14 protein-coding genes are annotated in these 22,655 nt (G+C 72.9%); 13 read left to right on the top strand and 1 reads right to left on the bottom strand.

Annotated features, from left to right (window positions below; genetic code table 11):
- Nucleotides 1–302 precede the first annotated feature (302 nt).
- The 8 genes from DIZ27_RS17735 to DIZ27_RS17700 all read left to right on the top strand — a co-directional run bounded on the left by DIZ27_RS17735 (nucleotide 303) and on the right by DIZ27_RS17700 (nucleotide 13,415).
- Nucleotides 303–695: an ankyrin repeat domain-containing protein gene (locus tag DIZ27_RS17735; protein ID WP_109379400.1), complete on the top strand. Its 393-nt coding sequence runs from the start codon at nucleotides 303–305 to the stop codon at nucleotides 693–695.
- A gap of 375 nt (nucleotides 696–1,070) precedes the next feature.
- Nucleotides 1,071–2,489 carry a hypothetical protein gene (locus DIZ27_RS17730; RefSeq protein WP_109379558.1) on the top strand — a complete coding sequence of 473 codons (1,419 nt, stop codon included), beginning with the start codon at nucleotides 1,071–1,073 and terminating at the stop codon, nucleotides 2,487–2,489.
- A gap of 162 nt (nucleotides 2,490–2,651) precedes the next feature.
- Nucleotides 2,652–3,776 (top strand): glycosyltransferase family 1 protein, encoded by a 1,125-nt coding sequence (locus tag DIZ27_RS17725; RefSeq protein ID WP_109379399.1) that lies wholly within the window; start codon nucleotides 2,652–2,654, stop codon nucleotides 3,774–3,776.
- A gap of 110 nt (nucleotides 3,777–3,886) precedes the next feature.
- Complete coding sequence (locus DIZ27_RS17720; protein ID WP_258308437.1) at nucleotides 3,887–5,077, top strand: glycosyltransferase; 1,191 nt, start codon at nucleotides 3,887–3,889, stop codon at nucleotides 5,075–5,077.
- Nucleotides 5,074–5,937 carry an SGNH/GDSL hydrolase family protein gene (locus DIZ27_RS17715; RefSeq protein WP_109379398.1) on the top strand — a complete coding sequence of 288 codons (864 nt, stop codon included), beginning with the start codon at nucleotides 5,074–5,076 and terminating at the stop codon, nucleotides 5,935–5,937. The genes DIZ27_RS17720 and DIZ27_RS17715 overlap by 4 nt, the downstream gene beginning before the upstream one ends.
- Nucleotides 5,938–6,143: 206 nt before the next feature.
- A complete protein-coding gene (locus tag DIZ27_RS17710; RefSeq protein WP_109379397.1) occupies nucleotides 6,144–7,670 on the top strand; it encodes a hypothetical protein in 1,527 nt (508 codons plus the stop codon).
- Between the two features lie 115 nt (nucleotides 7,671–7,785).
- Nucleotides 7,786–8,667 (top strand): hypothetical protein, encoded by an 882-nt coding sequence (locus DIZ27_RS17705; RefSeq protein ID WP_109379556.1) that lies wholly within the window; start codon nucleotides 7,786–7,788, stop codon nucleotides 8,665–8,667.
- 113 nt (nucleotides 8,668–8,780) lie between these two features.
- Nucleotides 8,781–13,415: a hypothetical protein gene (locus tag DIZ27_RS17700; RefSeq protein WP_109379396.1), complete on the top strand. Its 4,635-nt coding sequence runs from the start codon at nucleotides 8,781–8,783 to the stop codon at nucleotides 13,413–13,415.
- A 396-nt stretch (nucleotides 13,416–13,811) separates the two neighbouring features.
- On the opposite strand, the gene DIZ27_RS17695 is transcribed toward DIZ27_RS17700, so the two are convergent.
- Nucleotides 13,812–14,330, bottom strand: coding sequence for a hypothetical protein (locus tag DIZ27_RS17695; protein ID WP_109379555.1), 519 nt, complete (start codon nucleotides 14,328–14,330; stop codon nucleotides 13,812–13,814).
- Nucleotides 14,331–14,751: 421 nt separating this feature from the next.
- On the opposite strand from DIZ27_RS17695, the gene DIZ27_RS17690 reads away from it, so the two are divergent.
- Genes DIZ27_RS17690 through DIZ27_RS17670 form a run of 5 tightly spaced genes read left to right on the top strand, consistent with a single transcriptional unit; the run spans nucleotide 14,752 to nucleotide 22,645 of the window.
- A complete protein-coding gene (locus DIZ27_RS17690; RefSeq protein WP_109379395.1) occupies nucleotides 14,752–17,481 on the top strand; it encodes a nitrate- and nitrite sensing domain-containing protein in 2,730 nt (909 codons plus the stop codon).
- A gap of 12 nt (nucleotides 17,482–17,493) precedes the next feature.
- Nucleotides 17,494–17,928: a roadblock/LC7 domain-containing protein gene (locus DIZ27_RS17685; RefSeq protein ID WP_109379394.1), complete on the top strand. Its 435-nt coding sequence runs from the start codon at nucleotides 17,494–17,496 to the stop codon at nucleotides 17,926–17,928.
- 9 nt (nucleotides 17,929–17,937) lie between these two features.
- The gene (locus DIZ27_RS17680; protein WP_109379393.1) at nucleotides 17,938–18,333 is read left to right on the top strand and encodes a DUF742 domain-containing protein; all 396 of its coding nucleotides are present in this window, start codon (nucleotides 17,938–17,940) and stop codon (nucleotides 18,331–18,333) included.
- Between the two features lie 24 nt (nucleotides 18,334–18,357).
- Nucleotides 18,358–22,059, top strand: a complete 3,702-nt coding sequence (locus DIZ27_RS17675; RefSeq protein ID WP_109379392.1) for a hydantoinase B/oxoprolinase family protein — start codon at nucleotides 18,358–18,360, stop codon at nucleotides 22,057–22,059.
- Nucleotides 22,040–22,645 (top strand): ATP/GTP-binding protein, encoded by a 606-nt coding sequence (locus DIZ27_RS17670; RefSeq protein WP_109379391.1) that lies wholly within the window; start codon nucleotides 22,040–22,042, stop codon nucleotides 22,643–22,645. The genes DIZ27_RS17675 and DIZ27_RS17670 overlap by 20 nt, the downstream gene beginning before the upstream one ends.
- Nucleotides 22,646–22,655 lie beyond the last annotated feature (10 nt).

Here is a 22,655-nt window from a genome sequence, read left to right as displayed (position 1 = left end):
CCATGAGTACTTCCATCCTCACAGAATGTATCTATACGACAAAAGGTGCAACTGGGTTAATCGGTGAGCGTTTCGCCCGGTCGGCGGACCGGTGCGGACCGTTCCTGACCCGGCGGACGTGGGCTGTCGCATCCGGCTGTGTCCGACCGGGTGCCCCGTGATCCTTACCTCGGGCACGTCGGCTCATGTGCCGCGCGAGCCAGTACCCTGGCGATTCACCCGTACGGCTCTGCACCGCTCGCAGACGTACACCCTGTCCCCGATGTGCGGAGTGATCCGTGGTGAGAGGCGGTCCGGCCGATATGACTGAAGCCCCTGACCCCGAGGTCGTGGAGCTGGCGACCAAGATCTTCGATCTGGCCCGGCGCGGCCGGACCGGGGAACTCGTGGCCTACGTCGACGCGGGTGTGCCTGCCGACCTCACCAATGACCGGGGCGACTCGCTCGTGATGCTCGCCGCCTACCACGGTCATGCCGAAGTGGTCCGCGCGCTGCTGGAGCGCGGCGCCGACGCCGACCGGATCAACGACCGGGGGCAGACCCCGCTCGCCGGGGCCGCCTTCAAGGGCGAGACCGAGGTGGTCAAGGCCCTTCTGCACGGTGGTGCCGACCCTGCCGCGGGCACTCCCTCGGCAGTCGACACGGCCCGGATGTTCGGCCGCGCGGAACTGCTCGAACTGTTCGGTGAACACTGAACCGCACAGGGGGCCGAAGCCGGGCCGAGTGCTGAACCGGACGTTGCGCCGGCGCTCCGGCCGGCGAGGGCACGGGAAACCGCGGGAAACCGCGGGAAACCACGGGAAACGGAGTAGGCGGTACGAGGCCGCCGGAATTCGGTCGCGGCAGATGTGACCGCCGGGTCATCATGACGACGTGATTCACGGACGCGATGGCTGGGCAGGTGTTGCCGCACCGCGCGGGCCGTGACGCGGCCCGCACGGGCCACCGACGAGAGGCAGAGGAAGATGGTCTACAGCAAGCAGGAAACGGCGGGCGCCCCGACGTGTTGGCACGCGGCCAGGTAATGCACGTCCCCGGTTGCGTCGACGCTTGATGTGAGGCTGTTTCCCATGTTCGATCCGGTCATAGCGCCCAGCGGTACATTGCTCGGCCTGCTTCAGCGTGGCCGCGGCGACGGCACGCTGCACGCGCTCACCGCCCCGCGCTCCGAAACGCTCGCGGCGCTGAACCACTGCGTGCTGCGCGATCCGCGCCACGACTGGCAGGTGGAGAACCGCTCCCTCTACTACGCCCGCCTCTACCTCGATCTGCACGGCGAACTGGACGCGATCGAGGCGCACCTCTTCGGGGCCGAGGACATCCTCGACACCGAGGAGTCACGGACCGGGCTCGCCCTCGCGGTCCTCGGGCACCTCGCCTCCTACGGCAGGCGGGACGCGCTCGTCCTGCTGCGCAGGTACGCCGCCGAGGGCTCCAACTGGGCCTGGGCCCTGGACGAACTCGCCCTCCGGGACGACGACGCGGGTCTGCGCGCCCTCGCCGTCCCGGTGCTCGCGCGGTTCACCACCGACGCCGAGGGCGAGGCCGAACTGGCCGCCACCGTCCGCGACGCCTTCGAGCCGCGGCCCTGGCGCCTGTGGGCCGACGATCCGCGCGAATCCGTCGCCACGCGTGTGCGCGGCGCCCAGGAGGCCGGCTGCTTCGACCGCTGGCAGCGGCAGATGCGCCCCACCGGTCCCCGTCCCGGGTGGAGCGTGCGGGCCGTCTTCGAATGGGCCCAGCAGGGAGTCGAACGCGGCACCGCCCTGCATGTCCCGGCCGCCCGCTGCCTGAGCGCCGTGGCGGGCCCGGAGGACCGGCCCGAGATCGTCCGGGCCGCCGAGGACGGCACCGAGGGGGCCCGCTGCACCGCCCTGCGCTACCTCGCCGACAGCAATGATCCGGACGCCCTCGCCCTGATCGAGGGCGCCGTGGCCACCGGGCCGGCGCCCGTCGTGGAGACCGCCGTCGACGCGTTCGAACGCATGCGCAGTCTCGCCGCCGTCGACCGTGCGCGCCGCTGGGCCCACCGGCCCGACGCCCTGGGCGCCGCCGCCGGCCGTGTCCTCGCCCTCCGGGGCGGCGCGCAGGACCGAGACCTGGTCCTCGCCGCGCTGCGCGAGGCGGTACGGGGCGAGGGCCCCGACGCGCCGACCCTGTGGACCCTCGTCGACGGCGCCGGACGCCTGGGCATCACCTGTGCTGCTCCCGTACTCCGCCACATCTACCGGGAGACCGCCTCCTCCCATCTGCGCGGCCGGGCCGCCCGCGCACTCGCGGCCACCGATCCCTCCTTCGGCAGCGGCTTCGCCGTCGAGTGCCTCTGGGACTGCGAGGAGTCCACTCGCGAGATCGCCGCGCGGCACGCAGAGACCGGCGACGCCCGAGTCTTCGAGCGCCTGCGCCGGCTCGCCGTCGACCCGGCCGAGGAGGCCGAGGTGCAGACCGCCGTACGCAGCCGGATCGGTCCCGGGGAGACCCTCGTGTGACCCGCCCGGGGCGCGCGGTGTGAACGCCGGATGTCCCGCTGGGCAGGAGCGCATGGCCGGTGTTCGACCCCTGCGGGTGTGCGACGCAACGCTCATGGGACGTTCCCCGGCCGGAAAGATCCACGTTGACGTGGCCACGTCCGGCGCGGCGAGAACACCCGTATGCGAGTCGTCATCGTGACCGAATCCTTTCCCCCTGACGTGAACGGCGTGGCTCACTGCGCGCTCCAGACCGCACGGCACCTCGTGGACCGCGGTCACAGCCCTGTCGTCGTCGCCCCCACCGCTGCGGGCGACGAACCCGACGACCGGGCCCCGTGCCCCGTCGTCCGGATCCCCTCCCTCCCGCTCCCGGGCTACCCCCAGGTCCGCGTCGCTCTCCCCAGCAGGCGTGTCACCGCGGCAATCACCGAGCACCGGGCCGATCTCGTCCATCTGGCCAGCCCCTTCGTGCTCGGTGTGCGCGGCATGGCGGCGGCCTCGCGTCTCGGCCTGCCGGCCGTTGCCGTCTACCAGACCGACCTCGCCGGGTACGCCCGCACGTACATGGGCGCGGGCGAGGCCGCGGCCTGGCGTCGGATCCGGTCCGTGCACTCGGCCGCCGACCTCACCCTCGCCCCGTCCGGCGCCGCGCGGAGCGACCTTCAGGAGCACGGCGTCCCCAGGGTCAAACTGTGGCCGCGCGGCGTGGACACCGCCCGTTTCCGGCCCGAACTGCGGGACGAGGCACTGCGCCGGGAACTCGCCCCGAACGGCGAGCTGATCGTCGGCTACGTCGGCCGGCTCGCCCCCGAGAAGCAGGTCGAGCTGCTGGCCGAAACGAGCGCCCTGCCGGGAGTGCGGGTCGTCGTCGTGGGCGACGGCCCCAGCCGGCCGGGTCTGGAGCAGGCCATGCCCGGCGCGGTCTTCCTGGGACGACGCACCGGTGACGAACTCGCGAGGATCTTCGCCTCGCTGGACGTCTTCGCCCACACGGGACCGTTCGAGACCTTCTGCCAGACCGTGCAGGAGGCCATGGCGAGCGGCGTGCCCGTGGTCGCGCCCGCCGCGGGCGGCCCGCTGGACCTGGTCGCGCACGGGCGTACCGGGTTCCTGGTGCCGCCGCGCGACGCAGCCGCGGTACGGGACGCGGTGTGGTCGCTGGCCGCCGACCCACGGCGGCGGGCCGCCTACGGGGCAGCGGGGCGCGCGACGGTCGAGGGCCGTACCTGGGCGGCCGTCGGGGACCGGCTGATCGGCCACTACACGGATGTGCTCGCCGGGCGCAGGACGGCGGTGGCGGCGTGAACGGGCCGGTGGGAACGGAGGCCCTGCCGACCGGTGTGCCGGGTGCCGACGGCACGCAGGGCGTCGAGTGTCCGCAGGGCGTCGGGCGCCCACAGGGTGTCGACGGCTCGCTGCGGATCGTGCGGCTCGCGAACTTCGTCGCGCCGGCCTCCGGCGGACTGCGCACCGCGTTGCGGGAGCTCGGCAGGGGCTACCGGGAGGCGGGGCACGAGTCCGTGCTCGTCGTTCCCGGTGAGCGGGAGAGCGACCGGGAGACCGAGCAGGGGCGGGTGATCACCCTGCCGGGCCCGCTCCTGCCCGGCACCGGCGGCTACCGCGTCCTCACCGACAAGCGGCGGATCGCCGCCCTGCTGGAGGAACTCGCTCCCGACCGGCTCGAGGTGTCCGACCGTACGACCCTGCGCTGGACCGGCAGATGGGCGCGGCGGGCCCGGGTACCCGCGGTCATGGTCTCCCACGAGACCGCCGACGGCGTGCTGCGCACCTGGGGGCTGCCGGAAGGGGTCGCGCGGCGCACCGCCGACGCCCTCAACGCCCGCACCGCCCACACCTATGCGCGTGTCGTGTGCACCACCGAGTTCGCCGAGCGGGAGTTCGCCAGGATCGGTGCCCGCAACGTCGTACGGGCACCGCTCGGCGTCGACCTGACGGAGCGGCATCCCGCGCTGCACGACCCCGGGCTGCGGGCCCGCCACGCGCGCGGGGCGGAAACACTGCTGGTGACGTGTACCCGGCTGTCCGTGGAGAAGCGGCCCGGGACGGCGCTGGACGCGCTGGAGGCACTGCTGCGGCGCGGGCGGCGGGCGGTGCTGGTGGTGGCGGGGGACGGACCGCTGCGGCCGCGGCTCGAGCAGCGCGCCCGGGAACGCGGACTGCCGGTCGTCTTCCTGGGCCACGTCCTCGACCGGGCGTTCCTCGGCGCGCTCCAGGCCTCCGCGGACGTGTGCCTGGCGCCGGGGCCCGCGGAGACCTTCGGGCTCGCCGCGCTGGAGGCGATGGCGTGCGGCACCCCCGTGGTGGCGAGCACCTCGTCCGCGCTGCCGGAGGTGATCGGCTCCGCCGGGGCGGTCGCGGAGGACCGGGGGGAGTCGTTCGCGGACGCCGTCGAACTCCTGCTGGGACGGCCGGAGACGGAGCGGCGCGCGGCGGCACGCGCACGTGCGGAGTGCTTCGGGTGGGGAGCGGCCGTGACGGCGTTCCTCGACGCCCACGAGGCCCCGCGGACGGCCGCGCGGGAGGGCGTGCCGGACGGCGTGGCGCCCGTCCGGCCCGCGTCCGCAGCACGGGGAGGCCCGAGATGAGACCCGTGCGGTTCGTGGCCCTCGGCGACTCGCTGACCGAGGGCGTCGGAGACCGCGCCGGGGACGGATGGCGGGGCTGGGCCGCGCTGCTCGCCGGGTCGCTGGACGAGCGGCCCGTACGGTTCACCAACCTGGCGAAGAGCGGGGCGCAGACGCACGACGTGCTCGAAGGCCAACTCCCCGGGGCACTGGCCCTGCGGCCCGACCTCGTGTCGGTCGTCGTCGGGGTCAACGACACCCTGCGCCAGGGCTTCGACATCCACGCCGTGGCCAGGCAGCTGGACCAGGTGTACGCGGCCTGCGCGGCCCAGGGCGCCGTGCTGCTCACCGCGTGCCTGCCCGACCCCGGCGGCACCATGGGCCTGCCCGGGGCGCTGGCCAGGCCGCTCGCCCGCCGGCAGCGCGCGCTCAACACCGTCGTCCACGCGCTGTCCGACCGGTACGGCGCGGTGCACCTGCACGCGAGCGACGGTGACTGGGTCGCCGACCGTGCGATGTGGAGTGCGGACCGGATGCACCCGGGCGAGCGGGGACACCGCCAACTGGCCGTGAGGTTCCACGCGCTGCTGGCGGAACGGGGTCTCGCCCCCGGACCCGCGCCCTCGCCCGAGCCGGAGTCCGCGGCACCCACCCTGGCGGCGAGCCTGTGGTGGCTGGCCACCGCCGGCACCGGATGGGTGGCCCGTCGGTGCACCGACCTGCTGCCCCAGCTCCTCGCGCTCGCCGCCGACGACCTGCGGCACCGCGCGCGCGGGACGAGCGTCCGGCTCGATCTGCGGAGCTCCGCCGCGGTGTCGGCGGCACTGGCCGCGCTGACGGCGGGGGAGCCCCCGGGGTTCAGGGGCGCCGCACGGCAGTGAGGGTCGCCGTGCGGCGATGAGGTGGGCCGGGCCCTTTTGGTACGGGTCCGGCCGCGCGCCGCCCGACGCGCACCGCGTCCGGAGCGAACGGGTCGTCAGCGGGCCCCGGCGGCCCCTGTGGGCTCGGAGCAGTGTGACGACCGTGACACCGGAGTGCATCTGCGTCGTTTGGGCCGTTGTCAGACCGAGGACCTAGTCTGTGCACCGTGACTTCACCTGCATCGACGGACAGTGCTCCGCCCCAGCTCAGCGCGGGCCCGCGGCCCGCGCCGGGCCCGGCGGCCGACGAGGGGCTGGCCCGGCGGCTGCGCGCACTCGCCTGCACCGCGCCGCTGCACGACCTGGACGCCCGCAAGGCCAATCTGGCCGGCGAGTACTCGGTGTACGGCATGGCGGAGGTCGCCCTGGCGGCCATCGACCTGGTCACGCTGAACATGGACTTCGACACCGGTGCCGACCACGACCAGATAGTCGCCCGGCTCGTCCCGCGCATCACCGCCCAGGCTCCCCGCCGACCGGCCGCCGAGCACGAGCGGGTGGCCCGCTGGGTCCTGGAGAACCTGATCAACGTCGGCAGTGTCGACCGCGGCTTCCGCGCGGTGTACGGCGTGCTCGGCGCGGACGGCAGCTATGTCCGCCGCGACTACGACTTCAAGCTGATCGAGGAGGTCCCCGGCCCCGGCGGCACTGTCTACCTGCGGACCACGGACGAGGCGGTCAACGTCCTGGTAGGTGCCCTGGACACCGATGTCACCAGTGCCCAGATCGCCGCCGAGGTCAAACTCGAGGTGCTGATCAACCGGGGCAGGCTCGCCGACGCCCAGCTCGCCGCCGAGCAGGCCCGCTACCGGACCGTGCAGTACTCCGAATCGCTGCGCCGCGCCCTGGACGCCACCCGGCGCAATGTACGCGCGGTGGACTGGCTGAGCGCCGTTCCCGACATGATCGCCGAGGCCCTGGACCACGTCGCGGACCGGTACCGCCATGAGAACGCGATCCTCACCAACATCCGCAAGGCCCGTGACGAATCGGAGGACCCCGAGCACAAACGCAGGGCCGCCGAGCTGGTGGACATCGTCAAGGACTGCATCCGCCGGCACACCCAGTTGCAGTCCCGGCTGCTGGAGGCCGGCCCGCTGTTCCGGGCCGAACAGGACCGGCAGGCCTTCGCCACGCCGGCTTCGACCTCGGGCACGGACCTCTACGGACACCTCCTCTCCCCCTTGCTCCCCCTGCCCCTGGAGCAGGCGGTGCGGATCACCGACGCCTTCTTCGCCCGCGGCACCGGGCTGCGTACACCGGTGTCCGTCCGGGTCGCCGACCTCGTCGACATCCTGCTGACCCCGGCGGTGGAACGGGAGCACCTGGGCGCCGAGATGCCGGAACCCGACCTGATCGCCACACCGGACGACAGCCGCTTCACCGAGGAGCAGCTGACGGCCGCGACCACCCTGCTGGAACTGCCGGCCGACGCGCCCCGACGGCTGTCCGGACTGCTCGCCGAGGCCCGCCGCCAGGACCCCGAACTCCCGTACCTGGTGGCTCTGCTGGCGGTCCACGCGGCCAGCCCGCCGGTCGGCACCGCCTACCGCCAGGGCGAGCGGCGCCTGCTCTTCGCGGTGGACGACGGTGTGGAACTGGACGACCCCGAGTTCGGCGGCGCCGACCTCATCGTCGGTACGGCCCTGCTGGACGCGGCGGGGATGGCGGCGGACCGGACGGAGGCGGCCTGATGGGCGTTCCGCCGGACCTCGGGGAGCCTGCGGAGGCCGCCGGCTCCGGGCAGGCCGCCAGTACCGTCGTTGCCGCCGTCACCGTCGTTCGCCAGCGCGAGGAGGAACCGTGTCCGTGAGCGAGCATGCCGAGTGGAGCGAGGCGGAGCCCTCCACCGCACCGGCGAGCGCCGCCGTCACACCCGCCGACGCCGCCGACGCGGCGCGGCTCGTCGCCTTCGGCCTCCAGCCCAAGCTGCAGCCGGCCCGCGACCAGGAGTACGCGGACCTGCTGCGCCGCTACCGTGAGGACCCGCCGTTCGCGCGCCTCGCCGACGCCGTGGCCACCGGCCTCGGCCTGATCGTGCTCGAGGTGTCCCCGCGCGCGGGGATGGCCGTGACCGCCGCCGAGGACTCGGTGTTCGCCGTCCGCATGGGCGACTACGCGCGGCGGACCTCCGCCGACGGCGGCGACCGGTTCCTGCACGGGCTCGCACACCTCGCCGTCGCCGTCATGGCCTTCCCGCGTCCCGAGGACCTCGCCGACGACGCCTACATCGGACGGGTCACCGTCAACGGCGTCGACGCCTTCGTACGCCAGGCCTGCCACCGTCTGGAGGAGCGGGCCGCGGAACAGGGCGAGAACACCGACCCGGCCAGTGACGCCCCGGGGCTGGAGACGGCCTGGCGGGTCTGGGCGAGACGCAGCGCGACCGGCGCGACCAAGGACGCACGCCGGCTCGCGGGTTCGACCACCGGCATCGTCGCCAAGGCCGTCACGTTCCTCACCGACTCCGGATTCCTGCAGCGCACCGGCGACGACCACGGCGGCACCTACCGCACGACGGCCCGCTACCAGCTCCAGGTGCGCGACCTCGCGGGCGGTGCGGCCATGGCCGAACTACTGGAGCTGGGCGTCGTCCCGGTCACCGACGGCACCCCGACCCTGCTGCCCGCGGACAGCGATGAGGACCTGGAACTGGTGGCCGGCGCCGGCCTGCCGTTCCATTCCGTCTGAGCCGTCCCCTGCCGCCGCACGTCCTCGCCTCCGTCCCCGTCTCCCCTCCCGCCCCTCCTTCCCGTCCCCGTCTCCGAACCACCCCGACCTGCCGAAGACTTCGAGAGTCCGCCATGTACGAGCTGTCCCGGGTCCGCCTCTACTCCATCGGGCCCGCCGGCGCGCGCTACGCCGACACCGTGCTCGACCTGCGCGGTGTCGGCGAGACCGTGCCCGAACCCGCGCCGACGCAGGCGGAGTTCTTCGCGGAGGAGCCGGTGGGCCCGCCCCGCCGGCCCGCGCCCGCCGGGGTGCTCTTCCTGGAGAACGGCGGCGGCAAGTCCGTCCTGCTGAAGCTGATCTTCTCCGTGATGCTCCCGGGCCACCGCAACACCCTCGGCGGCGCGAGCTCCGGCGTGCTGCGCAAGTTCCTGCTGGCCGACGACTGCGGACACGTGGCGCTGGAGTGGCAGCACGTGCTGACCGGCGAGTGCGTCGTCGTCGGCAAGGCCAGCGAATGGCGTGGCCGCCAGGTCTCCAACGACCCGAGGAAGTTCGCCGAGGCCTGGTACTCGCTGCGGCCCGGGCCGGGACTCAGCCTGGACAACCTTCCCGTCGCGGAGGCCACCGCCGTACGGCCGCCTGCCGACGGCCAGTCCGGCGCGAGGGGCCGCCGCCGCACCATGAAGGGCTTCCGGGACGCCCTCACGGAGGCAGGCAGGACGTATCCGCACCTGGAGGTGCACTGGGAGGAGACCCACGAGCGCTGGACCGAGCACCTCGGCGATCTGGGACTCGACCCCGAACTCTTCCGCTACCAGCGGGAAATGAACGCCGACGAGGGCGAGGCAGCCGGCCTCTTCGCGGTCAAGAAGGACTCGGACTTCACCGATCTGCTGCTGCGCGCCGTCACGGACACCCGTGACACCGACGGACTCGCCGACCTGGTCGGCGGCTTCGGCAACAAGCTGGGCCGACGCGCCGAGCTGATCGCCGAACGGGACTTCACCGCCGGTTCCGTCGAACTGCTCGGCAGGATCGTCGAAGCGGCCGGTGCCCGCACCCAGGCGCGGGAGATCCACACCGCGGCCGAACGCCGCACCCGCACCCTGGCCCGCAGGCTCTCCGCGCGCGGCAACCAGGAACGCGCCCGCGCCGCCGACCTCGCGCAGCGCGTCACCGCCGCCGCCCACGCCGTCACCCAGGCCGGAACGGCACGCGAACACAGCGCACTGATCTCGGCGGAGATCGCCTACCGGCACGCCTCCCTGGCGCTCACCGCGGCCGAGAAGTCCGCTGCCGCCCAGAAACGGGAACTCGCCGACGCACGCACCCTGTACTCGGCGTGGCAGGCCGCAGAGGCAGCGCTGCGCCACCGCGCCGCCGCCGACCGGGCCGCCAGGGTCTCGGCCGCGATCCAGGAGGCCGAGCGGGACGCGGCACCCGCGCTGGCCGCCCGAGCGAAGGCAGCCGTCGACCTCGTACGCGCCCTGCACACCGCCGCGCAGAACGCCGAGAACCTCGCCAACGAGGAGGAGGAGCGGTCCGCCGCCCTCCAGGAGGTCAGCGACGCCGCTCACCGCGACGCCACCGCCGCCGCCACCGAGGCACAGCGGGCCCGCAGCGAGATCGGCCACCTCAGGCAGCGCCTCACCGAGGTCGAGCAGGAGACCACCGAGGCCGTCCGGGCCGGTTGGCTCGACGACAGTGCCCCCGACGCCGACCCGGCCCGCGCCGCCCTCGCGGCCAGCGACGCGGAGAAGACCGCGGTCGCCGCCTGGGACTCGGCCCGCGAGGCGGCCCGCCGGGCGACCGAGCACGCGCGTGAGGCCGTCGCCACCCAGGCGCGCGCGGAACTCACCGCCGCCCGCGCGGCGGACGCGGCCACGGCAGCCGACCGCGCCCACGAGAGCGAACTTCGCACCGCACAGGCCCTGGCCGCCGAGGAACGGCCGGCCGAGCTGCTGGGCCTGACCGCCACCGACGCACGCCCCTCGGTCCCGTGGCCCCGTCCCGACTCGGATGCCGAACCGGACGGCGGCCCCGCCGAAGGCACCCTCACCGCCATGGAACTGGACCGCTTCGCCGACGACCTGTGCGAACTGCTCGACGACGCGGTCTCCTCCGCCGAACGCCAGTTGTTCGAACTGCGCACCGCCGCCGCCGACGACGCCCGCATCCTCGGCGCCCTCGGAGACGGCGGACTGCTGCCGCCCGGCCCGGACGTGCTGGCCACGGTCGAGCACCTCGGCGAGCACGGCATCCCCGCCCTGCCCGGCTGGCGCTATCTCGCCCAGGCCGTCGACCCCGCCGACCACGCACGCGTGCTGGCCGCCCGCCCCGAACTGGTCGACGGTGTCATCATCACCGACCCGGACTCCCACACCCGCGCCCGCGCGGCCCTGAGCGACGCCGCCCTGCTGCCCCGGTCCACGGTCGCCGTCGGCACGGCCGCCGCCCTGCTCGCGCCGACCCCGGCGCCGGACGCGGACACCGGGGACGTCTTCCTCGTACCGCCGAACCCGGCCATGCACGACGAGCACGCCGCCGACGAGGAGCGGCAGGCGCTGCGCGTCCGGGCGGCCGCGCGGGACGAAGAGATCCGTGCGCTGGCGGCGCGGCTCGCCAAGGACCGAGAGCTGACCGCGCGGCTCACCTCCTGGCGTACCGGCTGCCCGCCCGGCCGGCTCGCCGAACTGGCCCGCGCGGCGCACGATGCCCGCGCCTTCGCGGCGGAGTCCGAGGCGGAACTCGCCGAGGCACGCGCCGTACGGGCGGAGGCCGAGGAGGCCGCCGCCGAGGCCGCCCGGGTGCGTGACGAGCGCCAGGAGACCGCGCAGAAGGCCCGACGTGCCGCAGACGCCCTCGCGGGACTCGCCTTCCGGCTGCGCGAGCGGGGCGGCTGGCAGGCCAAACTGCGGGAGTTGGCCGACGACGCCGCCGAGGCGGAGGCCGGCGCCCAGGCCTGCCTGGAGCGCGCGCGGGCAGCCGACGAGGACCGGCGCGGCGCGCAGCGGGCCGCCGACGACGCCCGGCGCACCGCGCGGGCGCTGCGCGCCGAGCGCTCCGAGATCGCCGGCGCCCCCGACGACGTACCGGAGGACGGCACCGAGGCGCCGCAGATCTCCCTGCCCGCCCTGCGCGAGGCGTACCGGGCCGCGTCCCAGGTCTACGAGAAGGTCGGCGTCGGCGCCGATCTGCGCGCCGAGCAGGCCCGCGCCGAGAGCGACGAGAGCGCGGCACGCGCGGAGCTGGACCGGCTGAGCAACAAGGTCCGCACCCGCGCGGAGCAGCTGCTCCAGTCGCCCGACGGTTCGGACGGTCCCAGTCGCCAGGCCGCCGCGGCCCGCGCCGAGGAGCTGGTGCAGCTCCTGGAGACCCGTATGTCGAGCGCGAGCGAGCAACTCGGACGGCTGCGCGGCGAGGCGGAGCGGCTCGCGCCCGAGGACGGCGAGGAACACACCGGGCTCCCCGAGGAGTTGGTGCCCCGCGACGCCGAACACGCACAGGCGCTGCTGCGGACCGCCACGGCCGAACTGGCCTCCCGGACGGAGGAGCTGGACCGGACCAGGCAGGCCCACGGAGAACTCCTCGACGCGCACCACGCCGCGGAGGACGCCGCCGGGGGGTTCGACGAGATCGCCGCCATGCTCCGCGACCTGCTGCGTGATCACGCGTCCGAGGAGGAGCCGGAGCGGCCCGAGCCCTACCCGGGCAGCTTGGCGGAGGCCCGCAGCTCCGCCGCGGAAGCCCGCCGGTCACTGCGGGGCTGCGCCGCCGATCTGTCCGCCACCGAGTCCGCGGTGCGCGAGGCGAGCGACATCCTCGTCCGGCACGCCAACTCCACCCGCTACGAGCAGGTTCGCACCCCCGCGCGGCAGCAGATCCGCGAACTGCCCGCCTCCGCGCTGCCCGAGCACGCCCACAAGTGGGCGGACGCCTTCGCGCCCCGGCTCCGGGTCCTCACCGACGAGCTCGAACAGCTGGAACGCAACCGCGACTCGATCGTGGACCGGCTCAGAGGACTCGTCGAGTCGGCCCTCGCCACCCTGCGCTCCGCGCAGCGGCTGTCCCGGCTGCCCGAGGGGCTGGGCGAGTGGTCCGGGCAGGAATTCCTCCGCATCCGCTTCGAGGAACCCGACCAGGTGACCCTCACCGAACGGCTCGGTGAGGTCATCGACGAGGCGACCCGCGCGGCCGTGCGCAAGAACTCCGATCTGCGGCGCGACGGCATGTCCCTGCTGCTGCGTGGAGTCGCGGCCGCCCTCCGGCCCAAGGGCGTCGCCGTCGAGATCCTCAAGCCGGACGCCGTACTGCGCGCCGAGCGGGTCCCCGTCGGGCAGATGGGCGATGTGTTCTCCGGAGGGCAACTGCTCACCGCGGCCATCGCCCTGTACTGCACGATGGCCGCGCTGCGCTCCAACGACCGGGGTCGGGAGCGGCACCGGCACGCCGGCACCCTGTTCCTCGACAACCCCATCGGCCGCGCCAACGCCACCTACCTGCTGGAGCTCCAGCGGGCCGTCGCCGACGCGCTCGGCGTGCAGCTCCTCTACACCACAGGCCTGTTCGACACGACGGCACTGGCGGAGTTCCCGCTGGTCATCCGCCTGCGCAACGACGCCGACCTGAGGGCGGGCCTGAAGTACATCAGCGTCGAGGAGCACTTGCGGCCGGGCCTGCCCCAGGAGGCCACGGACGGGGAAGCCGTGCACAGCGAGATCACGGCCACCCGGATGTTCAAACGCCCGGCACCTGCAACCCCCTAGGGGCGCGGGACCGTGTCGGTACGCGGCTCCGCGGCGTGGGTGCAGGCGGTGCCTGTGACAGGGAGAACGTGCTCGCTCTCACGTTTCGTAGCGGCGTCGGAGCCGGAGACCCGTGCCGCCGACCACAGTCGCAGACGGACGTGGTCGGCGGCACGGAGACATTCGGCTATCAACTCTCGACATGAAGAGCGACGGCCACGGCGTCTCCGCCCGATGGCGCTACGACTCCAGCTCTGCGCCTGCCTCCAGGGCACATCCAGCGGTACCCCGTACAGCTGCGGCGGCTGGGCGTACGCCAAGGCCTGACCGGCACAAGTCGGCGAACGGGTGGGCCTTCGGGCTCGCCGCTTTCGTGGTCACAGGTCGGTGCTCGCCCACTCGACGACTTCGGCTCCCTCAAGGGTGCGACAACTGCTCCCTCTTGCCCTGTCGGCGTATGCGCCTCTGGGCCCGCTCCGCGGCCTGGGCCTGACGTCGTGCCCTGCGCCGCTCGCGCCGCAGGGACCGGGCGGTGCTGCTCGGTGCCGACACCACGCCGTTGCGCTGGTTCCACACCTGGCGCGTCACCCAGACATCGAGCGCGGCCCAGGTGGCGACCACGGTGCTGGCGATGCTGCTGAGCACCATGGGGAATGCCAGCCACGACCCGGCCAAGGTGCACAGGAACGCCACCATGGCCTGTATCAGCGTCACCGAGATGATGAGCACCGCCCGCACGGCTGCCGTCCGCACCGGGTCGGGCAGCCTGCGCCGCTTCGCCGACTCCTCTATCCACAACGGCCGGTAGTGGAACCGTTCCTGAGCGGGTTCCCGCTCACTCCGAACGCCGAGATCCCGCGCATCGGTGTCCCGCCGTGCCGTGTCCTGTGCGGCCGCGTCCTTCCCGGACGTCTCCTGCCGCTGTGCCGTGCCCATCACCGTGTCGCTCCCCACCCTCGGCGGACCGCTCACCCCTGTCCGAAGCCCCGATCTTCCTACGGCTGCCCGGCTTGCGCTGTTTTACGCCGCCCGGGTGCAGGGTGCGGCTCCTGGGGCCGATTCCGCCCCCCCCATTTCCTGTATAGAAGGACGAGCGGCGAGTCATGAAGATTCCCTGTCGGCGAAAAATTTCGGCCAAATGTCCGCGTGCGCCCGCCGGAACGGGCTTTCGGGCCGCCACCGGTTTCGGGGAAGCAATCTCCCTCAATAAGCGGACAACTCCTCATCCTCCCGGGCTCGTACGGAAGCTCTGCCTCCGGAAGATTCTTCGAGTTACCTGTGCGCCAGTAGTAGGCTCGCGCCGTTTGGTGACGTACATGCGTACCCCCTGCCGGTGGGGGCCGAGCTGGGGGAGTCCATGCGCTTTCGCGGGAAGTCCATCCGCCGGAAGATCGTGGCGCTGCTTCTCGTGCCGCTGGTGTCCCTGACGGCGATCTGGGGCTTCGCCACGGTATTCACGGGACGGTCGGTCACTCAGCTGTTTCGGGTCTCCGCCGCGGTCGAGGACATCGGCTACCCGATTGGGGAAACCGTCCGCGCCCTCCAGCAGGAACGCCGCCAGACCCTCGTCCATCTCGCCGATCCGCGGGCCTCGGACACGCTCTCCGCGCTCCGCACCACTCGCACGGCCACCGACGGCGCCATCGCCAAGGTCCGTGAGAACGCGGGCGACCCCGACGTCCGCGACGGGCTGAGCACGGGCGGCGAGGACCGGCTCACCGCTGTCCTGGACGCGTTCGACGGCATCGACTCCCTGCGCGGCAGCGTCGAGCAGGGCACGATGAACCGCGTCGAGGCCCTCAACCAGTACAACCTTCTCGTGGACTCCTGCTATGCCCTCCTGACCTCCCTCGACGGCATCGACAACGTGGAGATGGGCCAGCAGGGCCGCGCCCTCCTCAACCTCAGCCGCGCCCGTGAACTCCTCGCCCGCGAGGACGCCCTGCTCGGCTCGGCCCTCGTCGTCGGCACGCTGTCCCGAGCGGAGGTACGCGACATCTCCGACCTCGTGGCCCAGCGCAGGCTGCTGTACGACATCGCTCTGCCGCAGTTGCCGGCTGCGGACCGGGACCGCTACGAGAGCTTCTGGAAGAACGCGGCGTCCGCTCCGCTGCGCGTCGCCGAGGAGGCGGCCGTCTCCTCCGGCACCGGACCGCCTCACGGAATCACCGCGAAGAGCTGGGACACCGCCGCCGGCCATGTGCTCGAAGAACTCGGCACCCTCAACGACCAGGCCACCGACCGCTATCAGGAGCGCGTCCACCCGGTCGCCATGGGCGTCATCACCCGGGCCGTCGTCGCCGGCGTCCTCGGACTGGCCGCCCTCCTCGTCTCCCTCGTCCTGTCCGTGCGCATCGGCCGCGGCCTCATCCGTGACCTGCGGCAGTTGCGTCTCGAGGCCCATGAGGCGTCCGGCGTGCGACTGCCCAGTGTGATGCGCCGTCTCTCGGCGGGTGAACAGGTCGACATCGAGACCGAGGTCCCCCGCCTGGAGTACGACAGGAACGAGATGGGCGAGGTCGGCCAGGCCCTCAACACCCTGCAGCGCGCGGCCGTGGAGGCGGCCGTCAAGCAGGCCGAACTGCGCTCCGGGGTCTCGGAGGTGTTCGTCAACCTCGCCCGCCGCAGCCAGGTCCTGCTGCACAAGCAGCTCACTCTGCTGGACAGCATGGAGCGCCGGACCGAGGACACCGAGGAACTCGCCGACCTGTTCCGTCTGGACCATCTGACCACTCGCATGCGCCGGCACGCCGAGGGTCTGGTCATCCTCTCCGGGGCCGCACCCTCCCGGCAGTGGCGCAAATCCGTCCAGCTCATGGACGTCGTGCGCGCCGCCGTCGCCGAGGTCGAGGACTACGAGCGCATCGAGGTCCGCAGGCTGCCGCGGGTCGCCGTCACCGGCCCCGCCGTCGCCGACCTCACCCACCTCGTGGCCGAACTCCTGGAGAACGCCACGGTGTTCTCCCCACCGCACACCGCCGTCCAGGTCCTGGGCGAGCGCGTCGCCAACGGCTTCACCCTGGAGATCCACGACCGCGGTCTCGGCATGGCGGCCGAAGCGCTGCTGGACGCCAACCTGCGGCTCGCCGAGACCCCGGAGTTCGAACTCTCCGACACCGACCGGCTCGGACTGTTCGTGGTCAGCCGTCTCGCGCAGCGGCAGAACGTCCGGGTCTCCTTGCAGCCCTCCCCCTACGGCGGCACCACCGCGGTCGTCTTCATCCCGGACGCGCTCCTGACGGACGACATCCCGGACACCAATGGAGTCGGCTTCCGCCTCGACCGGCCCCGGCGCGCCAAGGACAAGGAGCCAGAGGAGAACCGCCGTCGCGCGCTGTCCCAGGTGTCCGTACAACTGCCCGGACTGCCCGCCTCGCTGCTGGACGGGCCGGTCGAACTCGAGAGCCCCGTCGACCTGGACGCCCTCGACGACTGTCCGGGGGCCCCGGGGGACGAGGACGACGAGGGCAACGGACACGGCGGCCTGTTCCGCCCCCGGCGCTCCCCGGCCCGCACCAAGGACGAGCGGCCGGGCCGTCGGCGTGAGCCGCATCAGCGGGCTCCCGAGAACCGCGACGGACCGGACAGGGACAGGGACACGGACGGGCAGATGAACAGCCCTGCTCCGCTGCCCCGCAGGAGGGTCCCCAAGCTGGTCAGTTCCCACGGCCGCCCGGTCGGCGACGAGCACGTCCGCCGGGAGCGGACGGACCACGACACCGGCACCCCCTCCGCCCACCCTGGGCAGGAGCCCGCACCGCCGCCCCTGCCCGTCCGCCGACGGAGCGCGGAGTCCCAGCCCGGCAGCACCCCGCAGTACGCGGACGGCCCGCAGGACGCGGACGACCGGCCCGACCCCGGATCGCTGCCCCGACGTGTACGGCAGGCCAGCCTCGCCCCACAGCTCAAACGGAGCACGCGACCACGGAACGAGGAAAGATCCCGGCCCGTCGAACGGGACGCGGAGGAAGTACGCAGCCGCATGGCCTCGCTCCAGCGCGGCTGGCAGCGCGGCCGCGACGAGAACGCCGAGGCCGACGACGGCCCCGGCGGGGCAGCACCACGAGGAACGATCAAGGATGACTAAGGGGGACGGTCGATGACCGCACCGAACACGACCGGTCACGCCGAAGGCGGCAAGGGGGAGCTGAACTGGCTCCTCGACGACCTGGTGGACCGCGTCGCGAGCATACGGAAGGCCGTCGTGCTCTCCGGCGACGGCCTCGCCACGGGGGCGTCCGGGGAACTGACCCGCGAGGACAGCGAGCACCTCGCCGCCGTCGCCTCCGGGTTCCACAGCCTCGCCAAGGGCGTGGGCCGCCACTTCGAGGCAGGCGGTGTCCGCCAGACCATCGTCGAACTCGACGAGGCGTTCCTGTTCGTCACGGCCGCCGGAGACGGCAGCTGCCTCGCCGTCCTCGCCGACGCCGACTCGGACGTCGGACAGGTCGCCTACGAGATGACCCTTCTCGTGAAGCGGGTCGGTCCGCATCTGGACGCCGAACCACGCACCGATCTGCCCCCGGGCGGGTAGTGGGATGACATGAGCGCTGACGGCGAGGGAAGAAGCCACTGGTTCGACGACGAGGCCGGACCGGTCGTCCGTCCGTATGCCATGACGCGGGGCCGCACCTCGAGTGCGGCCCAGCACCGCCTGGACCTGATCGCGGTGGTCGTCACCGAACCCGACGCGGACGATCCGGAGGCGGACCCCACCCTCTCCCCGGAACACGTGGACATCCTCGAACTGTGCCGTGACACGCCGCAGACCGTCGCCGAACTCGCCGCGGAACTCGACCTGCCGACCGGAGTGGTACGAGTCCTCGTCGGAGATCTCGTCGACCTCGAATCCGTCCACGTGAACCGGCCGGTTCCCCCCGCCGAACTGCCGGACGAGAGTATTCTGCGCGACGTGATCAACGGCCTCCGAGCGCTGTGAGCGGCGCGGAAGCGGGGTACTGACGTGACAGGCTGGCAGTTCTGGGTGGACCGAGGCGGCACCTTCACCGACATCGTCGCGCGCCGCCCGGACGGGCGGCTGCTCACCCGCAAACTCCTCTCGGACAACCCGGCCCTCGCGCCCTCCCGACGCCGCTCCGGTGGGACGGCCGCCGCCGCCGACGCGGCGGTGGCGGGCATTCGCGAACTGCTGGCCGGCTCCGGCGAACCCGTCGAATCCGTACGCATGGGCACCACGGTCGCCACCAACGCCCTCCTCGAGCGCACGGGCGAACGAACCCTCCTGGTCGTCACCCGCGGCTTCCGGGACGCCCTGCGCATCGCCTACCAGAACCGACCCGCCATCTTCGCCCGTCGCATCGAACTACCCGAGCTGCTGTACGAACGGGTCGTCGAGGTGGACGAACGCATCGCCGCCGACGGCACCGTCCTGCGGGCCCCGGACCTGGACTCCCTGAGCGGGCCGCTGCGCCAGGCCCACGCCGACGGCATCCGGGCCGTCGCCGTGGTCTGCATGCACAGCCACCGCCACCCCGCTCACGAGCAGGCGGTCGGTGAACTCGCCGCCCGTATCGGCTTCCCGCAGATCTCGCTGTCCAGCGAGGTCAGCCCTCTGATGCGACTCGTCCCGCGCGGGGACACGGCCGTCGTCGACGCCTACCTCTCGCCCGTGCTGCGCAGCTACGTGCAGCACGTGGCCGACGAACTCGACGGGGTACGGCTGATGTTCATGCAGTCCAACGGCGGCCTCGCCGAAGCGGCGCAGTTCCGCGGCAAGGACGCCATCCTGTCCGGTCCGGCCGGCGGCATCGTCGGGATGGCCCGCATGTCGCAGCTCGCCGGCCACGACCGGGTCATCGGCTTCGACATGGGCGGTACCTCCACCGACGTCTCGCACTTCGCGGGGGAGTACGAACGCGTCTTCACCACTCAGATCTCCGGCGTGCGGCTGCGCGCGCCCATGCTGGACATCCACACGGTCGCCGCCGGCGGCGGCTCGGTCCTCCACTTCGACGGCTCCCGCTACCGCGTGGGGCCCGACTCGGCGGGCGCCGACCCCGGCCCCGCCTGCTACCGGGCCGGCGGCCCGCTCGCCGTCACCGACGCCAACGTCATGCTCGGCCGCATCCAGCCCGACCACTTCCCGGCGGTCTTCGGCCCGAACGGCGACCAGCCCCTCGACACCGAACTCGTCCGCGACCGCTTCACCACCCTCGCGCGCGAGATCCGGGAACGGACCGGCGACGACCGCACCCCGGAACAGGTCGCCGAGGGCTATCTGCGGATCGCCGTCGCCAACATCGCCGCCGCGGTCAAGCGGATCTCCGTCCAGAAGGGCCACGACATCACCCGCTACGCCCTCACCACCTTCGGCGGTGCGGGCGGGCAGCACGCGTGCATGGTCGCCGACTCCCTCGGTATCCGCACCGTCCTCGTGCCACCCGCGGCCGGTGTCCTCTCCGCACTCGGCATCGGCCTCGCCGACACCACGGCCATGCGTGAACGCTCCACCGAAGCACCCCTGGAGCCCGCTGCGATGCCCGGCGTCCACCGGACCGCGGACGACCTCGAAGCGGCGGCCCGCGCCGAACTCCTCGCCGAGGACGTCCCCGAGGACCGGATCGAGGTCACCCGTCGCGCCCAACTCCGCTACGACGGCACCGACACCGCCCTCACCGTCGAACTGACCGGGGCCGACACCATGCGCCGCGCCTTCGAGGAACGTCATCGCGCCACGTACTCCTTCACGCTCGACCGCCCGATCGTCGTCGAATCCCTCTCCGTCGAAGCCACCGGCATCACCGACCCCCCCGATCTCTCCACCCTCGCCCCCTACCGGGGCCGCTCCACCGCTGCGCGATCCGTCCGCCTCCACACCGGCGGCACCTGGCGCGACGTCCCCCTCCACCACCGCGAGGACCTTTCCCCCGGGGAGACCGTCTCCGGCCCGGCGATCGTCACCGAGGCCGGTTCCACGACCGTCGTCGACGAAGGCTGGCGGGCCTCGCCGACCGACGACGGGCATCTGGTCATGGAACGCGTCGCGGTTACGCGGAGTTCCGACCTCGACACGGAAGTCGACCCGGTTCTGCTCGAGGTCTTCAACAACCTCTTCATGTCCATCGCCGAACAGATGGGCGCCCGCCTCGAGTCCACCGCCCAGTCCGTCAACATCAAGGAGCGCCTGGACTTCTCCTGCGCCCTCTTCGACCCGGACGGAAACCTGGTGGCCAACGCCCCCCACATCCCCGTCCACCTGGGATCCATGGGCACCGGCGTCAAGGAGGTCATCCGGCGGCGCGGTGCCGCCATGCGTCCGGGCGACACCTACGCCGTGAACGACCCGTACCACGGCGGCACCCATCTCCCCGACGTCACCGTGATCACCCCGGTCTTCGACACCGCGTCCCCCGACACCGCGTCCCCCGGCACCGTGGACGGCGAGACCACGGAGGGTGACCGGAGGGTCCTCTTCTACGTCGCCTCACGCGGCCATCACGCCGAGATCGGCGGCATCGCCCCGGGCTCCATGCCCGCCGACAGCCGCACCATCGACGAGGAGGGCGTCCTCTTCGACAACTGGCTCCTCGCCGAGAACGGCCGGTTCCGCGAGCAGGAGACACTCGGCCTCCTGACCGGAGCGCGGTATCCCTCCCGCAACCCGCAGACCAACCTCGCCGACCTGCGCGCCCAGATCGCCGCCAACCAGAAGGGCGTCGACGAGGTCGGCCGAATGATCGAGAACTTCGGCCTCGACGTGGTCCAGGCGTACATGCGGCACGTCCAGGACAACGCCGAGGACGCGGTACGGCGCGTCATCGACGCCCTCGACGACGGCGAGTACACCTACGAAACCGACTCGGGCGCCGTCATCCACGTGCGCGTGCGCGTCGACCGCGAGAACCGCTCCGCGACCATCGACTTCACCGGCACCACGGCACAGCTCCCCACCAACTTCAACGCCCCCTTCTCCGTCGTCAACGCGGCCGTCCTGTACGTCTTCCGGACCCTGGTCGCCGACGACATCCCGCTCAACGACGGCTGTCTGCGCCCGCTGCGCATCATCGTGCCGCCCGGCTCCATGCTGGCGCCCCGGCCCCCGGCGGCCGTCGTCGCGGGCAACGTGGAGACCTCCCAGAGCATCACCGGCGCCCTCTACGCGGCGCTCGGCATCCAGGCCGAGGGCTCCGGCACCATGAACAACGTCACCTTCGGCAACGCCCGCCACCAGTACTACGAGACCGTCGCCTCCGGCTCGGGCGCGGGAGAGGGCTTCCCCGGAGCGTCCGTCGTGCAGACCCACATGACCAACTCGCGGCTCACCGACCCCGAGGTCCTGGAGTGGCGGCTGCCCGTCCGCCTCGAGGAGTTCGCCGTGCGCGCAGGCAGCGGCGGCGCGGGACGATGGCGCGGCGGGGACGGAGCGGTCCGCCGCATCCGGTTCCTGGAGCCCATGACCGTCTCCACGCTGTCCCAGCACCGCAGGGTCCCCCCGTACGGCATGGCGGGCGGCGCGCCCGGCGCGCCCGGCGCCAACCGGGTCGACCATGCGGACGGCAGCGTCACCGAACTCGGCGGAAGCGACTCGGCGGACGTCCGCGCCGACGACGTACTCGTCATCGAAACCCCCGGCGGTGGAGGATACGGTCCACCGCCCGATCCCCACCGAGCAGGAGAGAAGAACGATGATCTTCGGGCGTTCTGAGCGCGGCAAGCCCCCGGTCGAGCCCGTCACGCTCAAGATCCTGGTGGCCGGTGGCTTCGGCGTGGGCAAGACCACGCTCGTCGGGGCGGTCAGCGAGATCAGACCGCTGCGCACCGAGGAACTGCTCACCGAGGCCGGGCGCCCGGTCGACGACCTCAGCGGCGTGGAGGCGAAGAACACCACCACCGTGGCCATGGACTTCGGCCGCATCACGCTCCGCGAGGATCTGGTGCTGTACCTCTTCGGAACTCCCGGCCAGGAGCGGTTCTGGTTCATGTGGGACGAGCTCGCCGAGGGCGCCCTCGGGGCTGTGGTGCTCGCCGACACCCGGCGGCTGGAGGACTGCTTCGCGGCCGTCGACTACTTCGAGCGGCGATCCATACCGTTCCTCGTCGGCGTCAACTGCTTCGAGGGAGCCCCGCGTTACCCGGTCGAGGACGTCCGCCGGGCCCTCGACCTCGACGCGCACGTACCGCTCGTGATGGGAGATGCCCGGGACCGCGAGTCGGTCAAGGAGGTGCTCATCGGTGTCGTCCAGCACGCCATGGCACAGGCGGCCCAGCGCCGCCGGACCGTCACCGTCTGAAGCGCGCCCG

The organism is Streptomyces sp. NWU339, from assembly GCF_003143855.1.
Taxonomy (GTDB): domain Bacteria; phylum Actinomycetota; class Actinomycetes; order Streptomycetales; family Streptomycetaceae; genus Streptomyces.
This window is presented reverse-complemented; position numbering and strand designations above follow the sequence as displayed.

Excerpts from the sequence above, each read along its gene's own strand:
- DIZ27_RS17670 (WP_109379391.1), top strand. The coding sequence starts at position 22,040 with ATGATCTTCGGGCGTTCTGAGCGCGGCAAGCCCCCGGTCGAGCCCGTC.
- DIZ27_RS17695 (WP_109379555.1), bottom strand. The coding sequence starts at position 14,330 with ATGGGCACGGCACAGCGGCAGGAGACGTCCGGGAAGGACGCGGCCGCA.
- DIZ27_RS17735 (WP_109379400.1), top strand. The coding sequence starts at position 303 with ATGACTGAAGCCCCTGACCCCGAGGTCGTGGAGCTGGCGACCAAGATC.
- DIZ27_RS17685 (WP_109379394.1), top strand. The coding sequence starts at position 17,494 with ATGACCGCACCGAACACGACCGGTCACGCCGAAGGCGGCAAGGGGGAG.
- DIZ27_RS17700 (WP_109379396.1), top strand. The coding sequence starts at position 8,781 with ATGTACGAGCTGTCCCGGGTCCGCCTCTACTCCATCGGGCCCGCCGGC.
- DIZ27_RS17680 (WP_109379393.1), top strand. The coding sequence starts at position 17,938 with ATGAGCGCTGACGGCGAGGGAAGAAGCCACTGGTTCGACGACGAGGCC.
- DIZ27_RS17690 (WP_109379395.1), top strand. The coding sequence starts at position 14,752 with ATGCGCTTTCGCGGGAAGTCCATCCGCCGGAAGATCGTGGCGCTGCTT.
- DIZ27_RS17715 (WP_109379398.1), top strand. The coding sequence starts at position 5,074 with ATGAGACCCGTGCGGTTCGTGGCCCTCGGCGACTCGCTGACCGAGGGC.
- DIZ27_RS17730 (WP_109379558.1), top strand. The coding sequence starts at position 1,071 with ATGTTCGATCCGGTCATAGCGCCCAGCGGTACATTGCTCGGCCTGCTT.
- DIZ27_RS17725 (WP_109379399.1), top strand. The coding sequence starts at position 2,652 with ATGCGAGTCGTCATCGTGACCGAATCCTTTCCCCCTGACGTGAACGGC.